Genomic DNA, 22,424 nt, shown 5'->3' with positions numbered 1-22,424 from the left:
AAGTCAGGCAGGGGAATAAGATGGACTAAAGAGCCGTATATGGGGCCGGAAGCATACCCTTACCAGCGGAACGTGACGGCGAACTGGAGGGCCACCGATCCCGACATGCGCCGGAAGGAGTCTTTGTTCAGCTCCGTCAGCTCCACCGAATGCATGTGGTAGCCCACCGCGAAACTGTAGGCGATGTCGCTGCGGTCGATCGCCGTAATGCCCGCCGACAGGCGCAGCAATACCCCTTCGTCGGAAAAGCGGCGCGACTGGTTGTCGCCGTAGGTGCTCGTCGGCAGGTTGTAACCGATCCGCAGGTCGGCGAACGGGCGTATGCCGCGGTTGCGGAAATAGCCTCTCAGGTTGGCGAACACTGCGCACCCCGTCGTATTGACTTCGCTGGCGAATATCGAATTCGCGATCCGGTTCACCTCCATGATGCTGTTGATACCCACGCCTGCGCCCACGAACAGGTACTGGTTCAGTCCGTAACGCAGGTTGAGTCCGACTTCGTAACGGTCCAGCCCGTTCCTGCCCACTCCGAAGCCGTAGTCGCCGTAAAAGCCGAATTCCCAGCGAAGCGGGTCTTTCCAGGCCGGGTCGTAACGTTCCCGGAAACGCCACGGGTCGGGTCGTTTCCGCCAGCGGGCGTCTTCTTTGCCCCGCCTGACGGATTCGATGTCGCCGAACCAGACGGGCTGGCTGCCCGACGCGGTCCGGAGTTCGACGATCCGGCCGTCGGGACTGACATAGACGACATTTCCCGAAACGACGGAACCGTTGCCGAGCTTCAGCTGCACGTTGCCCCGGTCGGCTTCGCGGGGAGTTTCCGCAGACTGCGCCGCAGCCGGCAGGTACAGGGCCAGCGCGAATCCTGCGATGATCGGAAGGAGTTTCATGGCGGTCAGGAGTTTAGGTCTCTCTAAAGATAAGCAAAATTTCCCGATCGGGTGCAAACGGACAGTTTCCTTTATTAAAAAAGGCGTATTTACCCTTATTATATGCCCGCTTGATTTTCAATATATCCCGGCCCGCGCCCGCCTCCTTAAGCAGAGAAAAGTCCCGGTCCCGCGGTGCCGCTCGGCACCGCGAGACCGTTTAGGGGAGATCGCTCCCCGATTCCGGGTAAAGTATATAGTCGCGAAAAGGATGATCCCGTTAAAAAATACGGAACCGTGCGGGCGTCCGATGCCGCACGGTTTCGTATCGTATCCGGCGTTGCCGCGTCGTCCCGTCCGTGTCCGGACGCGGAGCGGCGTCCCGGTCAGTATCCCAGGATGCGCATCATCGCCCGGTAGCTTTGTTCCTTGGCGAAAAGCCGCGTATAGTACTCGTTGTCGTCCTTGTCGCGGTCGATGATGATGTGTTTCGGCGCCGGGATCAGGCAGTGCTGGATGCCGCCGTAACCGCCCAGCGATTCCTGGTAGGCCCCGGTATGGAAGAACCCGATGTACTGCGTGTCGCCCGGGCAGAGCTTCGGCAGAAAGATCGCGTTCTGGTGCGCTTCGGCGTTGTAGTAATCTTCGCTGTCGCAGGTGAGGCCGCCGAGGAACACGCGCTGGTATTCCTTGTCCCAGTTGTTGATGGGCAGCATCATGAACCGCTGGTTGATGCCCCACGTGTCGGGCAGCGTGGTCATGAACGAGCTGTCGATCATATACCACAGCTCGCGGTCGTTCTGCTGCTTCTGATTGATGATCGAATAGAGGGTCGCGCCGCTTTCGCCCACGGTGAACGACCCGAACTCGGTGAATATGTTGGGTTCCTCGATCCCGTTCACGTTGCAGTAGTTCTTGATCTGGGCCACGATCTCTTCGGCCATGTATTCGTAGTCGTAATCGAAGGCCAGCGAATTTTTGATCGGGAAGCCTCCGCCGATGTTCAGCGAGTCCAGCTCCGGGCATACTTTCTTCAGTTCGCAGTAAACCGCGAGGCACTTGGAAAGCTCGTTCCAGTAGTATGCCGTGTCGCGGATGCCGGTGTTGATGAAGAAGTGCAGCATTTTAAGCCTGAACTTCTTGCTGGGCTTGATCTTTTCGAGGTAGTAATTCTTGATTTCGCGGTAACGGATACCGAGGCGCGAAGTATAGAAGTCGAATTTCGGCTCCTCTTCCGACGCGATGCGGATACCGACGAAGCACGGTTTTTCGATCGCCGCGTCCAGCAGTTCGTGTTCCTCTTTGTTGTCGATCACGGGGATCGTGTTGATGAACCCGTTGTTGATCAGTCCGGCGATATTCTCGACGTATTGGGGCCGTTTGTACCCGTTGCAGACGATAAAGGTGTCCTTGTCCAGCATCCCGCCGTCGTACAGCGCGTTGATGATGTGGATGTCGTAGGCCGACGAGGTTTCGAGGTTGATCTTGTTCTTGAGCGCCTCTTCGAGCACGAAGCTGAAGTGCGAACTTTTGGTGCAGTAGCAATAGTTGTAGCTGCCCCGGTAATCGACCTTGGCCATCGCCACGTTGAAGATCTTCTTGGCCCGCTGGATCTGCGAACTGATCTTGGGCAGGTAGGTGATCTTCAGCGGGGTCCCGTACTGTTTGATGATGTCCATCAGCGGTACGTCGTGGAACTGGAGACTGCTGTCCACCACGGAAAATTCATCCTGGGGGAACTCGAAAGTCTGCTCGATGAGGTCGATATATTTGTTCTTCATCTGCGTCGGATTGGCAGGTTGAGGGTTAGGCGGCTTCGCTGCTTCGCGCTTCGCCGGGCGATCCGTCTGAGGCGGATCGCTCTTTGAAACGCGAAATGCGGTGCAAAGATGCAATCATTTTTCGGTTCCGCCATGATTCTCCCCCGGATTTTCACCGGATTCTTCCGCCCGCCGCTCGACCGGGCTTCCCCATGTCGGAAAGAAAGTCGCCGCCGGCAGGCGAACAGGATGCGGAATGTCCGGAACAAGCGCTATATTTGTCTGGTCGCAACGTTTGTACAGGCGTGTTTCTGCCTGATATTTGGGAGTCCGCATGAAAGTTGTAGAATTTGTGTGCGGTAAAAATCCTGCGACCTTGGATCGTGCAGGCCGGAGCCACCCGCAGCGGAGGTCCGGTGCCGCTCGGTTCTCGAACCGGGCTGTAAGTACCCTATCCCCCGCCGGCTGCGGCCTTCGGCAAACAAACGTAGGGTTTTTATTGATGCGATTCTTCAGAATCGCCGGCTTTCGCGCCCAAGCCGCTTTGCGGCTTCGGGGGGTGGGCGCAAAGCCGAATGGGGAAAGCATTTTAACCCTACGGTTAAAACTAAGCTTCCGCGTTAGCGGGCGGGCCGGACGCCTCCCCCACGGGAGGCCCTGTGCCGAGCGGTACAGGGGGCCGGGCTGTAACTACCCGAGCCTCTCCCGGGCACCCGACCCGAATGAAAAATAACGGTACGGTTAAATTTATATGTTGTCGTCCGGAGCCGGCGGGGCCGCAACAAGCACCGCGCAGTTGCAGGCCTACGCCGGGGGTGGCTCCGGCCTGACTAAGGGAGGACATGGTAATAAACCTACTTAAAAAAGACGTAAGGAAAACGTTATTGTCGGGCATCGGGGTACTTTCCGGCCCGGAGCGACTAAATCCGGATTTGCTATCTTAAGATTTTTCTCATCCATGAGTTACCTCGCACGGATCACGCAATCCTGTCCGACGGCCGTCGTGCTGCTGGTCGATCAGTCCGGTTCCATGGCCGAGCCGGCCCGGTGGAACGGGCAGACCGTCGCGAAAGCGCAGGCCGTGGCATCGGCCATCAACGCCCTGCTCGCAGAGCTGGTCGCCCGCTCGCGGCGAGATGGAGGCTACCAGCCCTATTACGACATCGCCGTACTCGGTTACTCCGGTTCCGAAGTGCGGTCGGCGCTGCCTACCGTCGGCGAAGACTGGTTCCTGAATCCCGATATGCTGGCCGACAATCCGGTCGAGGTGCGCGACGTGCAGCGGATGCGCACGCTGCCCGACGGACGGCGGGTGGCTACCGTGATGCGGGAAAAGATATGGGTACGACCCGCATCCGAATGGAACACGCCGATGCACGAGGCTTTCCGAACGGCCTACGGCCTGCTGAAAGGGTGGTGCGCCCGGCACAAAGGACAGCCGTGTTATCCGCCTACCGTCATCAACATCACCGACGGCGAGGCGACCGACGCCGATCCGCGGCAGCTGACCGCTGCGGCAGCCAAACTGCGTTCGCTCGCCACGGCGGACGGTAACGTCCTGTTGCTCAACGTCCATATCTCCGGTTCCAATTCGGAACCGGTGCTTTTCCCCGCCTCGGCAGGCGAACTGCCGGAAGATCGTTACGCGCGGCTGCTGTTCGACATATCGAGCCCGATGCCGGCGCTCTACCGCGACGAAATCGCGCTCGTGACGGGACACGCCGCCGACGGCGTGCGCGGCATGGCGTACAATGCGAACATGACCGATCTGGTGCGGATGATGAACATCGGTACGGCCACATCGAATCTGCTGTTATGAACCGGTCGAAAAAATTTATAGTATCGGGATACGGTTTTACACAAATTTCCCGGTAGCTTCGTTTCGGCTCCGCGCCTGACTTTTTCGACAAAAAGAACTCCCGGCGGCACCGCTGAGCCGATAGCGGGAAATTACCGCCGAATAGGTTTGGTATACCAATCGTATATAATCAGGAAAGTAAATAATTACCTTTATATGCTCGGCCCGCGTTGGACTCTCCGGGCCTTTTGTCCGGATTCGCATCGCCACGCCCGCCGAAGCGTCGAACCGGAACCGGTTTTTACAACCGTTATTTCTTTGTCCACGTAAAATGGTAAGACAGATGCCGAAAATATTTCCCGCCGTATGCGATTACGCGGAGGCGGTCGCCAATCCCGAAGGGCGTTTCGCTACTTTGCGCGGCGTGCGCGCGATTTCGGATGCGGAGGGCGCCCCGCTTTATACGTGCGGAACGGGACGGGTGACATTCCGGATCGCGCTGGAAGGCGAGCCTCACGAACTGACCTGTTTCACGTCGGCTGCGGCGTCCGGGGCCGGCGAACGTTACGGACGTCTGGTACCGGACGAACTGTATGTGTTCGCCTCCGACGGCGGAGGGCGTTATTATCCTGTCGCGTTACGGCCCGTGTCCGAATCGGAGGCGGCGGACATCTTGCCGGAGATTCCGGAAGCCGGAGACGGCGAATTGTGCGAAGGGTTGCGGGTGATCGTACGGAACGGCCGTTTCGGTTATGCGGACGGGCAGGGGCGGATCGCGATCGGGCCGCAATATGCGTGGGCCGGCGATTTCAGCGAAGGCCGTGCGGTAGTGGCGGTGTTTGCGTCCGACGGCGGCGAGGGGTTGCTGATGGGACTGATCGACCGGGAGGGACGCACGGTGATTCCGCCGGAATACGATGACCTCTCGTGGGACGGTTCGCGTTACGCCTATGCGGATCGGGACGGTCGGCACGGCTGTCTGGACCGGACAGGGCGAGTGGTCGTGCCGTTGGAGTACGATTGGATCGGGGAGTTCGATTTCGGATTCGCGCTGGTTTGCCGCGGCGGGCGTTTCGGGTATGTGGACGAACGGGGCGAGCCGGTCGGCGAAGGATTGGCCTATGCGGACGCCCGGCCGGTGTCGGCGGACGGTACGGCCGAGGTGCTGCTTCCCGGAAACGCCGTTTTCACGACCATCCGTCTTTTCTGATAGTCCGAAACCGGTTGCCGCGGGGCAGGATCGACCGGTTCCGGGCGAGGTCGCAACCGGTTTCCGCGAATAAAAAGGGAACGGGTATCCGGGCGATAAACGCTTGGAGGCACCGCACCTGATAGCCGCCGGAGCGGTAGCTGAGGCGCTCCGGCTCGAGCAGCCCCGCATTGAAGATCAGCCTGCGGCCCCTGTAATCGACGGCCGTGGCGCTCCACGAAGACCCTTCGTTGCCGACGTCGTTCAGCACGCCGGTGGCGTTGTTGCGGCCTCCCGGGGCGGTGGAGACGCCTGTTCGGACAGTCTCTCTGTATATCCGGCCGCGGAATCGGAACCCGACCGGATATCGGTTTGCCGATAGCTACGCGGCGGGATGCCGCGCAGCGGACTGTTGGATTTATTGTTCGCTCTGCCGCAGTCCCTTTCGGGGCATGACGGCACTCCGGAGTCCCGGATGTCCTGTTCCCGGCGTAAAGGTAGGACTAAAAATCAGGTTTGCCTCTGGTAGTTTATTTTCGCAAGTATCCCCATTAAATGGGTTTCGGTTTTCCGGATGGTTCGTCCGGCCGCGGACAGGGGGACGCGTGCCGAGATTGCAAAGGCCGGGAACCATATAAAGCAAGGCCGATAGGGGTACTTCTGTCTTTTGGGGCAATCATATGCTATGTTACGCAGTATCTATTTGTTCGGCTCGCGCCAGACTCTCCGGGTTTGCCATACCCGGTTCAGGCGGTGTCGTTGGATCGATTGAGCAAAATTACCGCCGAATAGGTTCGGCATGCCAAAGTCTATAATCAGACATCCGAAAGTAACCGGTATTCCCGTGTCCGTTCAGGACTCGGGACCGGTTTGGCACGCCGGATGCAGGAGGAAATACCTGCAAACCAACATTTATCGTTATCATGTACGGAGACATAGCCCTCAAACTGATTATCGGCATGCTCGGCGTGCTCTTTTTCCTCCGCGTTTCGGGCAAAGCCCAGATGGCCCAGATCACTCCGCTGGATACCGTCAGCGCTTTCGTGATCGGCGCCCTCGTCGGCGGCGTCATTTACAATCCCGACATGGACGCCTGGCACCTCGTTTACGCTCTGGCCCTATGGACGCTTTTCAACCTGCTGATCCGTTACAGCATGCGTTCCAGATTTCTCAGACGACTCATCAAGGGCGACTCGGTTTATATCGTCCGCAACGGGGCGCTCAATCTCAAGGTATTCAGGCGCAACCTGCTCGAAATGGAACAACTGCGCACCCTGTTGCGCTCCAAAGGCATCTTCTCGATGTTCGACGTGGACGACGTGCGGTTCGAAACGAACGGGGAGGTGACCGTATCGACCAAAGGCGAGACTGCCGAATCCTATCTGCTGGTCAATAACGGTTCGATACTCCCAAGTTCGCTCAACAACGCCGGACACGACGAAAAGTGGCTGACGGAACGGCTCGACCGGCTCGGCTTCAGGGAGATCGGCAACTTGTATTGCGTGGAATGGACTCCGGCCAAAGGTTTCTATATCGTGTCGAAAGACGGCAAGATACAGAACGGCAATGTCGCCATGACTTCGGACAGCGTCAGGGACGATATCTCGGCATAGGCGGCTGCCTGTCTCGGATATCGACGCCTTTACCGGCCGCTTTGTCAGATTCGTACCGGATTCTCCGGCCATATCGTTCGCGGAGCATCCCGCGGCAGACAGCTGCCGGGCGGCACCGGACGTTTTCGGTTGCCGGATATCCCTCCGCCGCACCTGTCCGACAATACGGAAAAGGCTCCCGGTTTCATACCGGGAGCCTTTTTTGTCCGCCTTTCGGTCAGGAATCTGAAATCCTTAGAAACGGAGGCCTGCCGTCAGTTGGAAGACGTTGTTGCGCGAATCGCCGGCTTTCAGGGCGTGGCTGACGCCGAAGTTGTACCGCGCATCCAGCACGATCGGGCCGAGATCATAGGAAATACCTACCGGAATCGAGATGTCCGCCGTATGGAAGATATCGCCGGCTCCCGCTTTGGATTTGTTGCCGTCGACCTTCTCGATCGCCCGCGCACCGAGGCAGAACCCTGCCTGTACGCCGGTCTTCAGGGCCAGATTTTCCGTCACGTAGAAATTGGCCAGCACCGGTACGTTCAGGTAATGGCTCTTGAGGCGGTCTTTGACCTTGATCCCCTCGTCCGTGTATTTATTGGTCACCCCCTGGCGGGAATAGAGCAATTCGGCCGATACGGCGAACCAGTCGTTGGTCCGCAATTCGCCGAACACGCCGGCCGTAAAGCCGACCTTGGCGTTCATGTCGGTATGGCTCATGCTGGATACGTTCAGCCCGACTTTCGGACCCCAGCTGAAACCCTGGGCCGAAGCGGCGGAGGTTCCGGCCACGAGGGCCGCGCACGCGGCCAACATAGATAAAACGATCTTTTTCATAACCGTAAATTTTAAAGGTTAGTTCTTGATGCTAAGTTACTATTTTTCTTTAAAAGAACCGCACATGCCGATTAAATTCTCCCAAAAGAACAATTCAAGCGACATCCGGTCCACTTTTACGGTGAGTTGCAAAGTCTGTGCCGCAATGCGGTCGATGCGTATCTCTTCCCGAAAATCGATTCCGGTACGGCCGAGGGCTTTGTAGGCCGCCTCTTTGGCGCACCAGACCGCTAACTCCGGATTTTCGGGGAACAGGCCGCAGGCGAGGGCGATTTCTTCAGGTACGGCGACACGTCGTACCGCCCGTTCCGCCCGCCTGTCGGCCGGTTCGATGTCCACCCCGCACCGCCCTTCGCGGGAGACCATCAACGCAGCCCAGCCGGCTGTATGGGATATGGAGATGTACGTTCCGGGAGACTCCCGCAGTACCGGCCTTCCGGATGGTTCGTAACCGATCCGCCCGCCCAGCTCTTCGCGGGCCAGCACCCGCGCGGCGAGCCACTCTTTCCGGCGCTGCCGCGCGGCGGAGGGGAAACCGGCATAACGTTCCGCCTCGTCCGGCGCGAGCGCGGCGCGGGCGAGCAGTTCCGTTTCCGGAATCTCCGTCAGAGGCAGCAGGAAGACGGTTCCGCCTCCCGCGCAGAGCCTAATCGTCGCTGCCGTCTCCATCGGAAGTGTCGCCGGTATGCAGGGTAACCTCGACCCGGGTGATCCGCCGGTTTTCCACCCGTACCGCTTTGAATTCGATGTTGTCGAAATCGACGCTCTCTCCCTCGCGGAAAAATTCGCCGCGGATTTCGAGCATCAGCCCGGCCAGCGTGTCGGCATCTCCGCGCACGGAATCCAGAAACGTGTCGGGCAGCTCCAGCACGCGCAGAAAATCGCCCAGATGAGTGCGCCCTTCGAAAATATAGTGGTTGGCGTCGATCCGCTCGTAGGGCGCCGCCTCGATGTCCGATTCGTCAGCGATCTCCCCGACGATCTCTTCCAGGATGTCTTCCAGCGAGACGATTCCCAGCGTACCGCCGTATTCGTCCACCACCACGGCGATGTGTATCTTGCGTTTGCGGAAATCTTCGAGCAGGTCGTTGATTTTCTTGTGCTCCGGCACGAAATAGGCCGGCCGCAGCAGTTGCTGCCACCGGAAATCGTCCCCTTCGCTCAGGTGAGGCAGCAGGTCTTTGACATAAAGGATGCCTTTGATGTCGTCGAGGTCCTCGTTATAGACGGGGATACGCGAAAACCCGCTCCGGACGACCGTTTCGCGGACTTCGGCGAACGAGGCGCCCTGTTCCAGCGCCACCACGTCGATACGCGGCTTCATGATCTGGTCGGCCTCGGTGCGGACGAAGCGCACGATGCCGGTCAGCATTTTCTTGTCGTCGTCGGAATCAGCTTCGGCGATCTCGATGGCATCGGTCAGTTCGCTCATCGACAGGTTGGCCTGCCTGCGGGACAATGCGCCGGTAACGGCTCCGCCGGCCCGGAGCAGGAGGGCCGAGAGCGGCCGGAAAAACCGTTGCAGCGAAAGCAACGGTACGGCCATTTTACGGGCGAAAGAGAGGGTGTTGTAAGCGGCGAATATTTTGGGCATGATTTCGCCGAACAGCAACAGAATGAAGGTCACGACGATGACCTTGACGATAAATTCCAAGGCGGAGGCTCCTCCGAACACGACGATGCGGTCGATGACGGAGTCGGCCATCAGGATGGCTCCGATATTGACCAGGTTGTTCGTAATCAGGATGGTGGAAAGCAGCCGGTCTTTGTCGTGCAGCAGTTTCACGGCGGCTTTGGAGGCTGCGCTGTCCGACTCTTCGAGGTCGCGCGTTTCGCCCGGCGAGAGCGAGAAAAACGCCGTTTCGGAACCCGACACCAATGCCGATACGATCAGCAGCGCCGCGAGTACCAGCAGCATCCAGATCAGATGGGGCGTAAAGGCTAAGAACTCGACCCCTTGCAGATAATCGTCCATAAGTAGGGCAAAGATAGCGTTTTTTGTCGTTCCGGACATCGCCGGCGCGCGCTGCCTCCGGAATATTCCGGCCGGAAGCCTGTCCCGCGAAGCCGGAGAGTCGGCCGTTTTCTCCGTTCCCCGCAGTCCGTGGCTCTGGGTAAATAACCGTACGATTATTTCTACGGTCGGACGCCCGGAGGTCTCGGGTAGTTACAGCCCGGCTCGAGTGCCGAGCGGCACCGGGCCTCCCGTGGGGAGGCGTCCGGCCCGCCCGCTGACGCGGAAACTTATATTTTAACTCTACTTTTAATTTGCAGGTTAAAGCCCGGAGCCAGCGAGGACAAGACCGAGCTTCGCGAGTGTTGCAGCCGTTAACTTCGCTTCGCTCGTTTCCTTCCTTGTGTCTCGGCCATTCGTGCGAGCCCGATGGCTCTCGGCTACTGCGTCGGTTCGCCGGGGGTGGCTCCGGGCTGCCCGCTACGCGGATAAATAACTGTACGATTTTTATTGATGCGGTTCGCAGGAATCGCCGGCTTTCGCGCCAAACCGCTTTGCGGTTTCGGAGGAACAACGCGGGCCGAAAGAAACAGATACAGTAAAAGGGTATAATTACCTGATCGGGAACTGTACGGCGGATCGCAAGGACCCGCCTCGCCACAAATCGAGGGAATCGGCGGACGAATGATGATACCGGAAGGCATCGGACAACGCTCCCGGTGGGAGAGGCGTCAGAACGGGAGTCCGATCGCGAAATGGAGCGCGGTTTCTTTCAGCTTGAAGCCGCTTTTCCACCGCTGGGCCGCCGGCACGTTCGGATTGTGGAGTTTCAGCCCCCAGTCCAGTCTGAGCAATACGAAACCGAGGTCGTAACGGAAACCGAGACCGGTGTTCAGCGCGATCTGTTTGTAGAAACTGTCGAACCTGAACCGCGCGTCGGCCGCCGCCCCCCTGGCATTCATCCACACGTTTCCCGCATCGAGGAAGACCGCCATCCCGAAGTCGCCGACCACCGTAAAACGGTATTCCAGGTTGGCTTCCAACCGGAAATCCCCCAATTGGTTCGGGTAAGTCTCTTTCCGGTAAGGCGTCTGTCCCGGCCCCAGCGTGCGCACCTGCCAGCCCCGCATACTGTTGGCGCCGCCCGCGAAATAGAGCCGCTCGAAAGGCAGCGTCTTCGAGTTGCCGTAGGCTACGCCGCCGCCGATGAAAAACCTCCAGGCCAGCTGCGTGGTCGCCGTGAGGTTCGTCCGCTGGCTGATGTCGAAACTCAGCCGGGCGTACTGTGCGTAGCGGATACCGAAGATCTTGTAAAAACTCTCCTGGTCGGAAGCTCCCGCATTGATCGTCGTCGGTTTGCCCATCCAGGCCGTCAGCGCCCGCAGCAGATTGCCGTTCAGGTCGCCCGTCAGCCGGATCGAAAGGTTATCGGCCTTCGGAGCCGGGTTGGTCTGGCGGTAATATCCCGCCGACAGACCTGCGATCAGTTGCGATTCGTAACTGTTTTTCAGATAAGGGTTTTCGATGCTGTTCTTGAAATCCGGGTCGATCCACGGCACGTCCACCACATTGATGTCCACCGGGTTGATCTGGAACCTGGCCCCGTTGCGCAGCGCCCACGAATAACCGAACGTGGCCCCCGCGATGGTGCGGTTGTAGTCCGGCCGCCGCTGGATGTCGTACGAGACGGAGATATTGGTCTTCTGCTGCGGGAATTTCGCCAGCTTGTCGGCCCGCACGGGCAGCAGGAAACGGGGGATGTCCAGCCCCACGCTCACCCCGAACTCGTAGGAATTGCGGTTCCCTTTGTTTTTCATCAGCTCGTAGGCCCCGCGGAAATTGACCGTGAAATTCTCGGCTCCGCGGAACAGGTTTTTGTTCTGGTAGCCGAGCGTGAGAGCCATGGAATAATAGTCGGCCGTGGTCGATATTTCGGCGTCCACGTTGAAATTCTGGCGCACGTTCGGCGTGCACTGGATCAGGCAGGAAAGGTTCCGTTCGAGGGTCGATACCGTCGCTCCGGCAGCCGAAGGCCGGGTTACTTCCACCGGGCGCAGCGTGTCGTAGGGCAGTTCGTCGAACAGGATGTTGGCGCTGTATTGCAGGTTGCGGATCCGATTGTAGGTGCGCTGCACGCTGCTCTTGTCGTACAGTTCGTTCGGCGAGAGGCGGAGCGCTCCGACCAGGATATTCTCCCGGATCCGCAGTTTGTCGAGGTACAGGAGGTCGATCCCGTTGTACGGCAGGGTATCCCACGGGAGCCGTTCCAGCTCTTCGGGCGAGAGCGTCGGGTCGTAATCGGTATTGACCGTGATCCGGCCGAGGCGGTACACCGGATGGTTTTCCAGTACCGGTTCGCCCTCCGGCGTCACGTAGGCTACGCGCCGTCTCACGCGCATGGTCAGGATCATGGCGTGGTCGAGGTGCGCCGTATCGACCGTGTAGGTGATGTATCCTTTGTTGAACCCCCAAAAGCCCATGTCCTGCAGGCGGGAGCTGATGCGTTCCCGTTCGGCGTCGAATACGTCGCGGTCGTAGACCATCCCCCGCCGGAGCAGGCTGGAGGCGGTGTCTTCGAGCAGAATCGGCTCCAGGAACTTGTCGTCGATGCGGTAGCGTATTTCCGAAACGGTGAAAGGCCGGCCCGTACGGGCGATGTAACGCACGGTCGCCTTGCGTTTGCGGGGATGGTACTCCACGGTGTCGGTCACGGTGGCGTCGAGGTAGCCGCGCGAGGTGAGGTACACCTGCATCATCTGTTTCGACTGCCCGGCCGGCTGCGGGTCGTAGATGACGGGGGCCTCGCCCATCTTGTCGCGCCAGAAACGTTGCCAGCCGCTGTGTTTGGCGGTGTCGGTCAGGTTGTACATCCCCAGATAGATGCCTACGCCGAGCAACCGGTTGTTGGGCCGCTGCTGGACGTATTGCATCAGGTCTTTGGGCGCGACCCGCCCGCGGCGCGAGGCGTCGTGCTGCCCGTCGATCTCGACCGTGTTGCGGCGCAGCAGGTATTTGTCCTGCGGCACATAGCGCATCGTGTTGCACGATGCCAGCCCCGCGACGGCCGCGATGACCGCCGGCACCCAGCCGTATAGGGAATTGCGCCGCATCGGTTCCCGTTCCGTTACAGTACGTTATGGGATTCGAGGACGATATTGCCCAGATCGGTTACCTGTTGGCGGGCGACGGCGATCTCGGTCGTATAGGGTTCGATGTCCGAATCGGAGGCGGGCAACACTTCGAGGAGGTAGTTCCCCGGCGTCAGGCGTTTGAAGAATGCTCCGGCGGGACTGAGCGAACAGTAGGTGGAGCTGACCGCACCGGTAGCGCGGTCCGTGAAACGGATCCACAGCCGCGAGGAGACGGCGGCGCTGCCGGTTTGCAGGCCCCCCTGCACGGCGCCGCACTCGGCGGTATTCACGAACGAGATTTGCGGGCGGAAACGGTAGCCGCTTTCGGCCGAGGCGTCTTCGACGACCGAGGCCGCGATGTCGATGTCCAGCAGCAGCGGAGTATTCGGGCCGTCCATTGTCACGGGGGGGAACGGTACGGTAACGGTGGCGTCGGCTGCGTCGACGGCCAGCGGAACGCTCTCGCCGCCGACGACGACATGAGCGTTTTCGGTCGAAAAGGCGATCCGGACGGCGTCGCAGGATGTCCCTTGCGGCAGGGTCGCTCGGCCGGCTTCCTGCATTTTGCCGTTCACCAGCTCCATCAGCGCGACGTAGTCTTCGGAAACGGGAAGCGGGGTCCATGCGCCGCCGTCAGCGGCACGGACTTCCACGCCGGCGATATAACAGTTGAGTCCGCCGTAATCGGCGGGATTGTCGCAGAGGTAGACGGCGAGCTGGTTCCGGTCGTTCGCGTCGCTGCATGCGCCGAATGCCAGCGCCGCCGATATATACAATGTCCTGAGAATCTTCCGTGCCATATCCCGCAAAGTTATCACTTTTCCCGATTCGGACGCTCCTGTACGGGACTGTTTCCCGGAGACTTTCTGAACGACGGGGCATCCTCGGACGTTACGGAGAGGATTCCCGAGGATGTATGCTGTATAATGGGTGGCAACCGGAAGGATGCGTCGAAAACGCGCCCCCCACGTGGACAATCGGGCCTGTTATGTCTCCCCGCTCACACCGTATTCAGGCCTGTTTCCCGAACGGATAACCGGCAAGTCCGCAACCCGGCGGTGAAATAAGCGGCCGCGGGAAGGGCGGATTTATCGGAAAAAACTATCTTTGTACATCTTAAAACAGATACATGAAACTCAAAGAGATCGTCGGATACCTCCGCGAGCGGAACAAACTCTCGCTGCGGAACGTGCGTACCGGGCAGGAGATCTGGCACGTGTTCGTCAGCCGGATCAACATGGTGCTGGCCGCGGTGGCCCTGCTGCTCATCGTGTTCGTCGCCTCTCTGACGACCGTCGCCTATACCCCCGTTCTCGACCTTATACCCGGCTATCCCGGCAGTCGCTCGCGCGAAGCGCTGATCGCCGGCATCATGAAACTCGATTCGCTTTCGGCCGAAGTGAGGCGATGGGAAGAGTACCACGCCGATTTCGCGAAGATACTGGACGGACAGGTGCCCGTCCCGGAAGGGGATACCCTGCGCCGCCAGGGAGTGAAAGGGGGCGTCGCGCCGCGGATCGGACTCGATTCCGTGCTGCGGGAACAGATGACCGCCGAAGGTTCCCCCTACCGGCTGGAGGACGGGAACGCCGGCCGGCTGCGCTCCGAATCTACGTTCGAAATGCTTCCTCCCGTCAAAGGGATCGTCGCCCGGACGTTCTCGCCGCAGAACGGGCTGTACGGCGTCGAAATCGCTCCGGCGCCGAATCAGGGCGTGCTGGCCGTGCTGGACGGCACCGTGATCCTGAACACGTGGAACCCCGAAACGGGGAATATCGTCGTGATCCAGCACGGCGGCAATATGGTCTCGGTTTACAAACAGGCGGCCAAAGTCATGAAATCGACCGGAGAACATATCCGGGCCGGCGAACCGGTGGCCGTAACGGGGCCGCTGACGGACAATAAGATTCCGCATCTGACGTTCGAGTTGTGGTACAACGGTACGGCGGTGGATCCGGAAAACTATATCGTATTCTAAAAAACGGACGGCGGAAGTGGCGGATACAACGGAAAATAAACGGCAGCGGATTGCCATTTTGGGTTCGACCGGCTCGATCGGCACCCAGACGCTCGACGTGGCGAGGGCCTGGCCCGACCTGTTCGAAGTCGAGATGCTGGCGGCGGGCCGGAACTGGGAACTGCTCGCGCGGCAGGCCGAAGAGTTCGTCCCCGATTGCGTGGTGATCGCCGACCAGGCGGGTTACCGGCCGCTTTCGGAGGCTTTGGCCCACCTGCCGATCAAAGTATATACCGGAGAGGATGCCGCCGCCATGTCGGTGGTCTCCTCCTCGGTGGACACGGTCGTATCGGCCATGGTGGGTTTCGCCGGCCTCGCCCCGACGCTCGCCGCCGTGCGGGCCGGCAAGAAGATCGCGCTGGCCAACAAAGAGACTCTGGTCGTGGCCGGCGAGCTGGTCATGGCCGAAGCGAAACGATGCCGCGCCCCGGTCATTCCGGTGGATTCGGAACATTCGGCCATCTTCCAGTGCCTGGTCGGCGAGATGCCCTCGTCGGTGAAACGGTTGGTACTGACCGCTTCGGGCGGCGCTTTCCGCGACGTGCCCGCGGCCGAACTGGACCGCATGACCGCCGCCGACGCCCTCAAACACCCGTGCTGGGACATGGGCCGGAAAATCACGGTGGACTGCGCCACGATGATGAACAAAGGTTTCGAGGCGATCGAGGCCCGGTGGCTGTTCGACCTGTCGGCCGAACGGATCGGCGTGGCGGTGCACCCGCAGTCGATCGTCCACTCGTTCGTGGAGTTCGCGGACGGGGCTTTCAAGGCCCAGATGGGGATGCCGGACATGCGGCTGCCGATCCAGTACGCCCTGACCTTCCCGTACCGGTTGCCGGTACGCGGCGGTTCGGATTACGACCCGGTCGCGGCCGGCGCGCTGACTTTCGCCGAACCGGACGCCGCCAAATATCCCTGCCTGGGACTGGCTTACGACGTGCTTCGGGACGCTTACGGCAAAGGGGGAGGCTGCGTGATGAATGCGGCCAACGAGGTCGCGGTGGCCGAGTTTCTGGACGGGCGTATCCGTTTCACGGACATTTACGAACTCGTCCGCCGGGTGCTGGAGTCTGTGCCTCCGGCTTCGCCGCGGACGCTGGAGGAATACGCGGCGCTCGACGCGGCCGCCCGGGACGCGGCACGCAGCGCGGTCCGCGCTTCATTTTAAAACGGTTAATATCATTTTCTTCGATTAATGGAAGTTTTCATCAAGGTTTTGCAGGTGCTTACCTGTTTTTCTCTGCTGGTGTTGGTACACGAGTTCGGCCATTTCCTGTTCGCCAAGATATTTCATACGCGGGTGGAGAAATTTTATCTTTTTTTCAATCCGTGGTTCTCGATTTTCAAGTTCCGGATCGGCGAAACGGAGTACGGTATGGGCTGGGTGCCGTTCGGCGGTTACTGCAAGATCGCGGGCATGGTGGACGAGTCGATGGATACCGACCAGATGAAAAGCGAGCCGAAGCCGTGGGAGTACCGTTCCAAACCGGCCTGGCAGCGGCTGCTGATCATCGTGGGAGGGGTGCTGATGAATATCGTACTGGCTATCGGCATCTATATCGGAATCACTTACGCGTGGGGGGATTCGTATATCAGGACGAAGGATGTCGAGCACGGTTTCATGTTCAGCGAGGTGGCGCACGAAATCGGGTTCCGCGACGGAGACAAGGTGCTTTCGGTGGGGGGCGAGTATGTCGATAATTACGGGCAGATACCGGCGGTTATCCTGCTGGACGATGCACGCGAAGTGCAGGTGGAACGGAACGGGGCGCCGGTGACGGTCACGATCGACACGAAGTACATCAAGTCGATGCTTAAAGACAAAGGGTTCATCAACCTGCGCACGCCGTTCGTGGTGGGCAAGGTGTTGCCTGGGGGCGGCGCGGCCGCGGCGGGGCTGACGGAGGGCGATTCGCTGGTGGCGGTGGACGGGGTGCCGATGCGGTGGTTCGACGAGTTCCGAACGGCGTTTGCGGAGCACAAGGGGGATACGGCGCAGGTGACGTTCGTCCGGGGCGGGGAACGGATGACGGCGGCGGTACCGGTCTCTGCGGAAGGACAGGCGGGAATCTTCCTGGCGGGGGTGAACCTGGCGGACATTTACAAGATCAGCACGCGGCAGTATTCGTTTCTGGAGGCTGTCCCGGTGGGGGTGGAACGGGCGTTCACTTCGATCGGGAGTTACCTGAAACAGCTGAAACTGATCGTGTCGCCGGAAACGGAGGCTTACAAGTCGGTGGGGGGGATCATCGCGATGGGGAATTTCTTTCCGGGCGAGTGGAACTGGCTGCAGTTCTGGCAAATCACGGCGCTGATCTCGATCATGCTGGCGGTGCTGAATATCCTGCCGATCCCGATGCTGGACGGGGGACACATGGTGTTCATCCTCTATGAGATGATTACGCGGCGCACGCCGAGCGACAAGTTTATGGAGCGTGCGCAACTGGTGGGCATGGTCATCGTCTTCGGCATCGTCATTCTGGCCAACGGCAACGATATCCTTAAACTTATATTCAATTAACCGTTCGTTTATTTGTCCCGTTTTCGGCTTTTGAAGCAACCGTTCTTTTTCTGAAGAACCGAGTAGCGTGGCGAGTCCGGAGGCCGCTTGCGGACTATGAGGTAGCGCGAGGAAACCGCAGGTAAAAAGAACCCAAAAGACTTTCGAGCAGCCATGCACGCCTCGGGTTTCGGAATTCCATTTCATCCGATAGAACCTGAGGTTCGGCCTGTCGCCCTCCCCCCGTGGCGCAGAGCGCCAGGGCGACAAGGCCGGCGGTTCTGCGAACCGCAAAACAACAGGCTGTCGTTCCGATCGAAAATCCTGGAGAAAAGGGCACCTGCCAAACTCAGAAGATACGATCTCAAAAAGTTTGGTTTCACCTTCTTACTGGCTCCTCGGCCATTCGAACGAGTTCGAATGGCTGAAGCGCAAGGAGGAACCGAGCTGCGTGCCGAGGCCAGAGGCCGTTTACGGACTATGGCGAGGTAGCGCGAGGAAGCCACCTGGCAAAACGAGCGTAGCGAAGTTAAAGAGAACAGTACCCTCGAATCAGAACGGGACAAATAGACGAACGGATTAAAGTATAGATTTAGCGATGTATATAGCGATAGCCGGCAATATCGGGAGCGGGAAGACCTACCTGACCGAGCTGCTCAGTCAGCGGCTCCGGTGGGAAGCCCAGTACGAAGAGTCAGAGAACCCCTATATCGGCGACTTTTACGAAGATATGAGGCGGTGGGCCTTCAACCTGCAAGTTTACTTCCTCGGCAAGCGGCAGCGGCAGATCGACGGTATCGCCGCCCTGTCCGCCGGCCGGCACGTCGTGGTGGACCGCACCATATACGAAGACGCCCGTGTGTTCGCCACCAACCTGCACCACGCCGGATTGCTCTCCTCGCGCGACTATACCACCTATATGCAGCTTTACAATTTTACCGTCGCCAATCTCTTGCGGCCCGCTCTGCTTGTCTATCTGCGGGCCTCCGTGCCGACCCTCGTCAGCCAGATCCAACGGCGCGGCAGAGTCTACGAAGCCTCCATCGACGCGGCCTACCTGGAAGGGTTGAACGACCTGTACGAAGAGTGGATCGGCACCTACGACGGGCCGAAACTGGTCGTGGACGTGGACCGCGAAGACTTCGTGACCGACCCGGCAGCCCGCGAAACCATCCTGACACGTATCGAACAGCATATCCATGACGCCGCCGAATAGTTACGTGCCGCTTCCGGCCGTTTTTGTCGAGACCGTCGCCGCCGCTGTGCCCGGGCTGGCCGAAAGCCTCGACGGAGAAACCCCCGTCAGCATTCGTTTCAATCCGTATAAACCCGGTACAGGAACGACAGCCGGTTGCTCGTCGCCCGTACCGTGGACCGAATCCGGAGAAGCCTGCTACCTGGCCGGTCGGCCCGTGTTTACCGCCGATCCCGTGTTTCACGGCGGAGCCTACTATGTGCAGGAAGCCGGATCGATGTTCGTCGGATGGCTGTTGCGGCGCGTGTTGCGGCAGACGGACGCCGCCGTTCCGAAAGTGCTGGATCTGTGCGCCGCTCCCGGCGGGAAAACCACGCATATCGCTTCGATCGTCGGGCCGCGGGCGGTCGTCGTGGCCAACGAAGTGATCCGTCCGCGGGCGAAGATCCTCGTGGAAAACGTGCAGAAATGGGGTTCCGGCAACGTGGCGGTTACCTCGAACGATCCGGCCGATTTCGGAAACCGGTTGCCGGGTTTTTTCGATGTCGTCGTGGCGGACGTGCCCTGTTCCGGCGAAGGGATGTTCCGCAAAGACTACGGAGCGCGCGCGGAGTGGTCGCCGGAAAACGTGCAGCTTTGCGCGGCACGCCAGCGGCGTATCGTCAGCGACGCATGGGACGCGCTGCGTCCCGGAGGTACGCTGATTTACAGCACCTGCACGTTCAACGCCGAGGAAGACGAGCGGAACGTGCGGTGGATCGCCGATTCTTTGGGCGGTGCGGTGACGGAATACGGGGAGGTGCCCGGGGAAATCGTTCCGGGCGTCTGCGGAGGCGGTGCGGCCGGATGGCATTTTTATCCTCACCGGGTGCGGAGCGAAGGATTTTTCGCGGCGGCCATCCGAAAATCCGATGGCCCCGCTTCCTCTGCGAAAAAAAACAAAACGGCCGGGACATTGATTCCGTTGGGTCGGAAAGATCGGGACGAAGCGGCCCGGTGGATCGATCCGGAAAAAGGGATCGAACGTTTCGCCGCCGGTCCGGGCGGGATGTCATACGGCTTTTCCGAGCCGATGCACGATACGGTTTCGGCCCTGCTCGGCGGACGGTTCGGACTCTTGTATTCGGGCGTGCAACTGGGCGAGATGATCCGCGGGGCGTTGAAACCGTCCCATGCGCTGGCGCTGTACCACGGGCTGAACCGCGAAGCGGCAGCCGTCGCCCCGCTGTCGGAAGAGGCCGCGATGGAGTACCTGCGCAAAGGCTCCTCCGCCGCGCTGTTACCGGCCGACGCATTCGCCGGAGGGTTGAATCTCGCGACCTGCCGGGGGGTCGCCTTAGGCTGGGTCAAACGGATCGGGAACCGGTACAACAATCTGTATCCATCTGCCTGGCGCGTGCTGCATTATTAGCGGGGGACGGTAGGGTGCGGGTTAGAGCGTGGCGATGCGCAGGAGCAGTTCGCGGAGCAGTTCGCCGTTTTCGGCCGAACCGGCATTCATCCCTTTCGATTTCATGTCGTACTCCCTGAGCCAGCCCAGGATCGTAAATACCTTCGGATTCGGATAGTTCGCCGAGGCTGCGATGTATTCCCGCGCGAAAAACGGGGCGGGGAGTTTCAGCAACCGGGCTATTTCGGTCTCGGAGAGGCCGGTCATGGCCGGGCGTCCCTGTTTCTGGTTTTCCCATTTGGCGATTCCCAAGGTCACGATGCGCTGGAAGTGGTTGAACAGCGTGGCGACGGTCACTGTGAAGGGATTGCCTTTCGGGTCGGCGGCGAAGTGGTCGGCGATCATCAGCGCGCGGGCCATGTCTCGTTCCGAAAGGGCTTTGGTCAGCTCGAAGTTGTTGAAGTCCTTGCTGATACCGATATTCTGCTCGATATGGGCGGCGGTGATTTCGCGGGTACCTTCGGGCAGCCGGGTGAACAGTTTCTCCACTTCGTTGTCGATTTTCCGGAGTTCGGTGCCCAGGTGGTCGGCGATCATTTGCACGGCTTTCGGCTCGATTCCGCATCCTTTCGCGGCGAACAGGTCGCGGATCCAACCGTCCATTTCATAGTCCCTCGGCGGGGAGCTTTCGAGTACGACTGCGCCGGGACAGGTTGCCAGTTGTTTGTAAACCGCCGAGCGTTTGTCGGGGCTTTTGCCTTTGTAGCAGATGACGAGTACGGTGCTGGCGAGCGGTTGGCGGGCGTAGCTGCCCAGCGCGTCGAAGTTCCGGAGCGACTGCGCTTCGCGGACGATGACCACTTGCCGGCTGCTCATCATCGGGTAGCGGCGGCACAGGGAGACCACGGCGGGGCCGTCGGTGTCTTTGCCGTACACGACGGTCTGGTTGAATTCGCGTTCCGATTCGTTCAGGGCGTGGGCTGCGATGTATCCTGAGATTTTGTCGGTATAGAATCCTTCTTCGCCGGTCAGCAGGTAGAGGGGGGCATAGTTCCCGCCTTTCAGCGCGGTCATGATCTGCTGCGCCTGTTGCCGGACGTCCTTGAAACTCTGCTTTGCCATATTTGTCAAAGGTAATATTTTTCCCTTTTCCCCGGAGTCCGAATGCCTGCTTATGGGCGGAGTGGGTATGAAAGAGGCGTCTATATATTTAGCGTACGGATAAAAACAAGTTTCCGCGCCAGCGGGCGGGCCGGCGCCTCCCCACGGGAGGCCCGGTGCCGAGCGGCACCGGGGGCCGGGCTGTAACTACCCGAGACCTCCCGGGCGTCCGACCGTAGAAATAATCGTACGGTTAAATGGCAGGGATATGCTTGGCGACCTTTAGGTCGCGCGGGCCGCAGCCTCGCCCCGCGGAGGCCCGCTCACTCGCGGTGCTCGTTCACGTTCTCCGCAGGCTGCGCCCCCGGCAAATAACCGTAGGCTCAAATAAGTACTTCTTCCGATACCTTACTTTGTACCTGAAGTACGGGAAAGGCTGCTGACCCGGGAATGTGCGATTTCCCGTTTCGACGGTAGCCGGGAACGGGGAATCGCATTTCCGGCGACTTCTTTGCTTTCTTTCTTGGTCGCGCAACCGACACAGCAGCCGAGAGCATCGGACTTGCACGAATGGCCGAGGCGCAAGGAGGAAGCCGAAGGCAACAAAGAAAGTGCCTCGCCGGCATGAGGCGTCCGGGAAAGTCGATGCCCCCGCGGCATGAGCGGGCGAAGAAAAGACAAACGCCTGTCGGCGACAGACAGTACATTAAACCTCCGGTTTATTTTATGGCCGGAGTGCCCGGCGGCACCGGGCTTCCCGTGGGGGAGGCGTTCGGCCCGCCCGCTAACCGTATGATTTTTAAGATAGAGGGCTAACGGTTTTCAGCAAACTTATATCGGCTCTGCGGTGCCTTCGGGCGCTCCGACCGGAAGTTCTCTCTGCCGTCAGGGGGCGGCGCGTGCCGGAAAGGTATCGCCGGAGACCCATTGGTATATCGAAATATATAATCGGGTTTACATGATTTTATGGGGTAGGGGATAGCGGTTCCGAGAGGCTCTGTATCGATTCGGAGCCGGATGTGCGGGTGGGGGCGTTGCGGGGCGAAAATACGAAATACGGGCGGTATGCAAGTGTTAGGAAAAATCCC

18 protein-coding genes are annotated in these 22,424 nt (G+C 59.8%); 8 read left to right on the top strand and 10 right to left on the bottom strand.

The features are described 5' to 3' along the window. Positions 1–59 precede the first annotated feature (59 nt). From RIKMI_RS0103295 to RIKMI_RS15100, 3 genes are all read right to left on the bottom strand, one after another. Positions 60–887 carry a hypothetical protein gene (locus tag RIKMI_RS0103295; protein WP_027290412.1) on the bottom strand — a complete coding sequence of 276 codons (828 nt, stop codon included), beginning with the start codon at positions 885–887 and terminating at the stop codon, positions 60–62. Between the two features lie 365 nt (positions 888–1,252). After that, positions 1,253–2,647, bottom strand: coding sequence for a type III PLP-dependent enzyme domain-containing protein (locus RIKMI_RS0103290; protein ID WP_027290411.1), 1,395 nt, complete (start codon positions 2,645–2,647; stop codon positions 1,253–1,255). Between the two features lie 114 nt (positions 2,648–2,761). Beyond that, a complete protein-coding gene (locus tag RIKMI_RS15100; protein ID WP_156877454.1) occupies positions 2,762–2,962 on the bottom strand; it encodes a hypothetical protein in 201 nt (66 codons plus the stop codon). Between the two features lie 622 nt (positions 2,963–3,584). Between RIKMI_RS15100 and RIKMI_RS0103285 the strand changes: the two genes are divergently transcribed. Together RIKMI_RS0103285 and RIKMI_RS0103280 are read left to right on the top strand one after the other, a co-directional pair. Next, positions 3,585–4,445, top strand: coding sequence for a vWA domain-containing protein (locus RIKMI_RS0103285; RefSeq protein ID WP_027290410.1), 861 nt, complete (start codon positions 3,585–3,587; stop codon positions 4,443–4,445). Positions 4,446–4,767: 322 nt separating this feature from the next. Beyond that, positions 4,768–5,634 (top strand): WG repeat-containing protein, encoded by an 867-nt coding sequence (locus RIKMI_RS0103280; protein ID WP_037291420.1) that lies wholly within the window; start codon positions 4,768–4,770, stop codon positions 5,632–5,634. On the opposite strand, the gene RIKMI_RS0103275 is transcribed toward RIKMI_RS0103280, so the two are convergent. After that, positions 5,612–5,884 carry a hypothetical protein gene (locus tag RIKMI_RS0103275; protein ID WP_027290408.1) on the bottom strand — a complete coding sequence of 91 codons (273 nt, stop codon included), beginning with the start codon at positions 5,882–5,884 and terminating at the stop codon, positions 5,612–5,614. The two genes, RIKMI_RS0103280 and RIKMI_RS0103275, sit on opposite strands and share 23 nt — an antisense overlap. Positions 5,885–6,536: 652 nt before the next feature. Here RIKMI_RS0103275 and RIKMI_RS0103270 point away from each other — a divergent pair. Continuing rightward, the gene (locus tag RIKMI_RS0103270; protein WP_037291416.1) at positions 6,537–7,226 is read left to right on the top strand and encodes a DUF421 domain-containing protein; all 690 of its coding nucleotides are present in this window, start codon (positions 6,537–6,539) and stop codon (positions 7,224–7,226) included. 234 nt (positions 7,227–7,460) lie between these two features. On the opposite strand, the gene RIKMI_RS0103260 is transcribed toward RIKMI_RS0103270, so the two are convergent. The 5 genes from RIKMI_RS0103260 to RIKMI_RS0103240 all read right to left on the bottom strand — a co-directional run bounded on the left by RIKMI_RS0103260 (position 7,461) and on the right by RIKMI_RS0103240 (position 13,933). Continuing rightward, a complete protein-coding gene (locus RIKMI_RS0103260; protein WP_027290406.1) occupies positions 7,461–8,048 on the bottom strand; it encodes a porin family protein in 588 nt (195 codons plus the stop codon). Positions 8,049–8,087: 39 nt separating this feature from the next. Further along, positions 8,088–8,717: a 4'-phosphopantetheinyl transferase family protein gene (locus RIKMI_RS14245; protein ID WP_051214309.1), complete on the bottom strand. Its 630-nt coding sequence runs from the start codon at positions 8,715–8,717 to the stop codon at positions 8,088–8,090. After that, positions 8,695–10,023: a gliding motility-associated protein GldE gene (gldE, locus tag RIKMI_RS12895; protein ID WP_037291414.1), complete on the bottom strand. Its 1,329-nt coding sequence runs from the start codon at positions 10,021–10,023 to the stop codon at positions 8,695–8,697. Before gldE ends, RIKMI_RS14245 begins: the two co-directional genes overlap by 23 nt. Positions 10,024–10,733: 710 nt before the next feature. Continuing rightward, a complete protein-coding gene (gene tamL, locus RIKMI_RS0103245) occupies positions 10,734–13,112 on the bottom strand; it encodes a translocation and assembly module lipoprotein TamL (protein WP_051214307.1) in 2,379 nt (792 codons plus the stop codon). Positions 13,113–13,126: 14 nt separating this feature from the next. Further along, entirely contained in the window at positions 13,127–13,933 is an 807-nt protein-coding gene (locus RIKMI_RS0103240) for a DUF4382 domain-containing protein (protein ID WP_027290404.1), read from the bottom strand. Between the two features lie 329 nt (positions 13,934–14,262). Here RIKMI_RS0103240 and RIKMI_RS0103235 point away from each other — a divergent pair, with 329 nt between their 5' ends. From RIKMI_RS0103235 to RIKMI_RS0103215, 5 genes are all read left to right on the top strand, one after another. Next, complete coding sequence (locus RIKMI_RS0103235) at positions 14,263–15,111, top strand: murein hydrolase activator EnvC family protein (protein WP_027290403.1); 849 nt, start codon at positions 14,263–14,265, stop codon at positions 15,109–15,111. A gap of 16 nt (positions 15,112–15,127) precedes the next feature. Next, entirely contained in the window at positions 15,128–16,318 is a 1,191-nt protein-coding gene (dxr, locus tag RIKMI_RS0103230; protein ID WP_027290402.1) for a 1-deoxy-D-xylulose-5-phosphate reductoisomerase, read from the top strand. 27 nt (positions 16,319–16,345) lie between these two features. After that, a complete protein-coding gene (gene rseP, locus RIKMI_RS0103225) occupies positions 16,346–17,671 on the top strand; it encodes an RIP metalloprotease RseP (protein WP_027290401.1) in 1,326 nt (441 codons plus the stop codon). 577 nt (positions 17,672–18,248) lie between these two features. Continuing rightward, on the top strand, positions 18,249–18,866 hold the full coding sequence (locus RIKMI_RS0103220) for a deoxynucleoside kinase (protein WP_027290400.1): 618 nt from the start codon (positions 18,249–18,251) through the stop codon (positions 18,864–18,866). After that, positions 18,850–20,256 (top strand): methyltransferase RsmF C-terminal domain-like protein, encoded by a 1,407-nt coding sequence (locus tag RIKMI_RS0103215; protein WP_051214305.1) that lies wholly within the window; start codon positions 18,850–18,852, stop codon positions 20,254–20,256. Before RIKMI_RS0103220 ends, RIKMI_RS0103215 begins: the two co-directional genes overlap by 17 nt. 21 nt (positions 20,257–20,277) lie before the next feature. Here RIKMI_RS0103215 and holA read toward each other — a convergent pair whose 3' ends face one another. Then, a complete protein-coding gene (gene holA, locus RIKMI_RS0103210) occupies positions 20,278–21,357 on the bottom strand; it encodes a DNA polymerase III subunit delta (protein ID WP_027290398.1) in 1,080 nt (359 codons plus the stop codon). Between the last annotated feature and the right edge of the window lie 1,067 nt (positions 21,358–22,424).

It is taken from the genome of Rikenella microfusus DSM 15922, assembly GCF_000427365.1.
Taxonomy (GTDB): domain Bacteria; phylum Bacteroidota; class Bacteroidia; order Bacteroidales; family Rikenellaceae; genus Rikenella; species Rikenella microfusus.
Note: the sequence above shows the minus strand (reverse complement) of the source record. Positions and strands in the feature narration are given on the sequence as shown.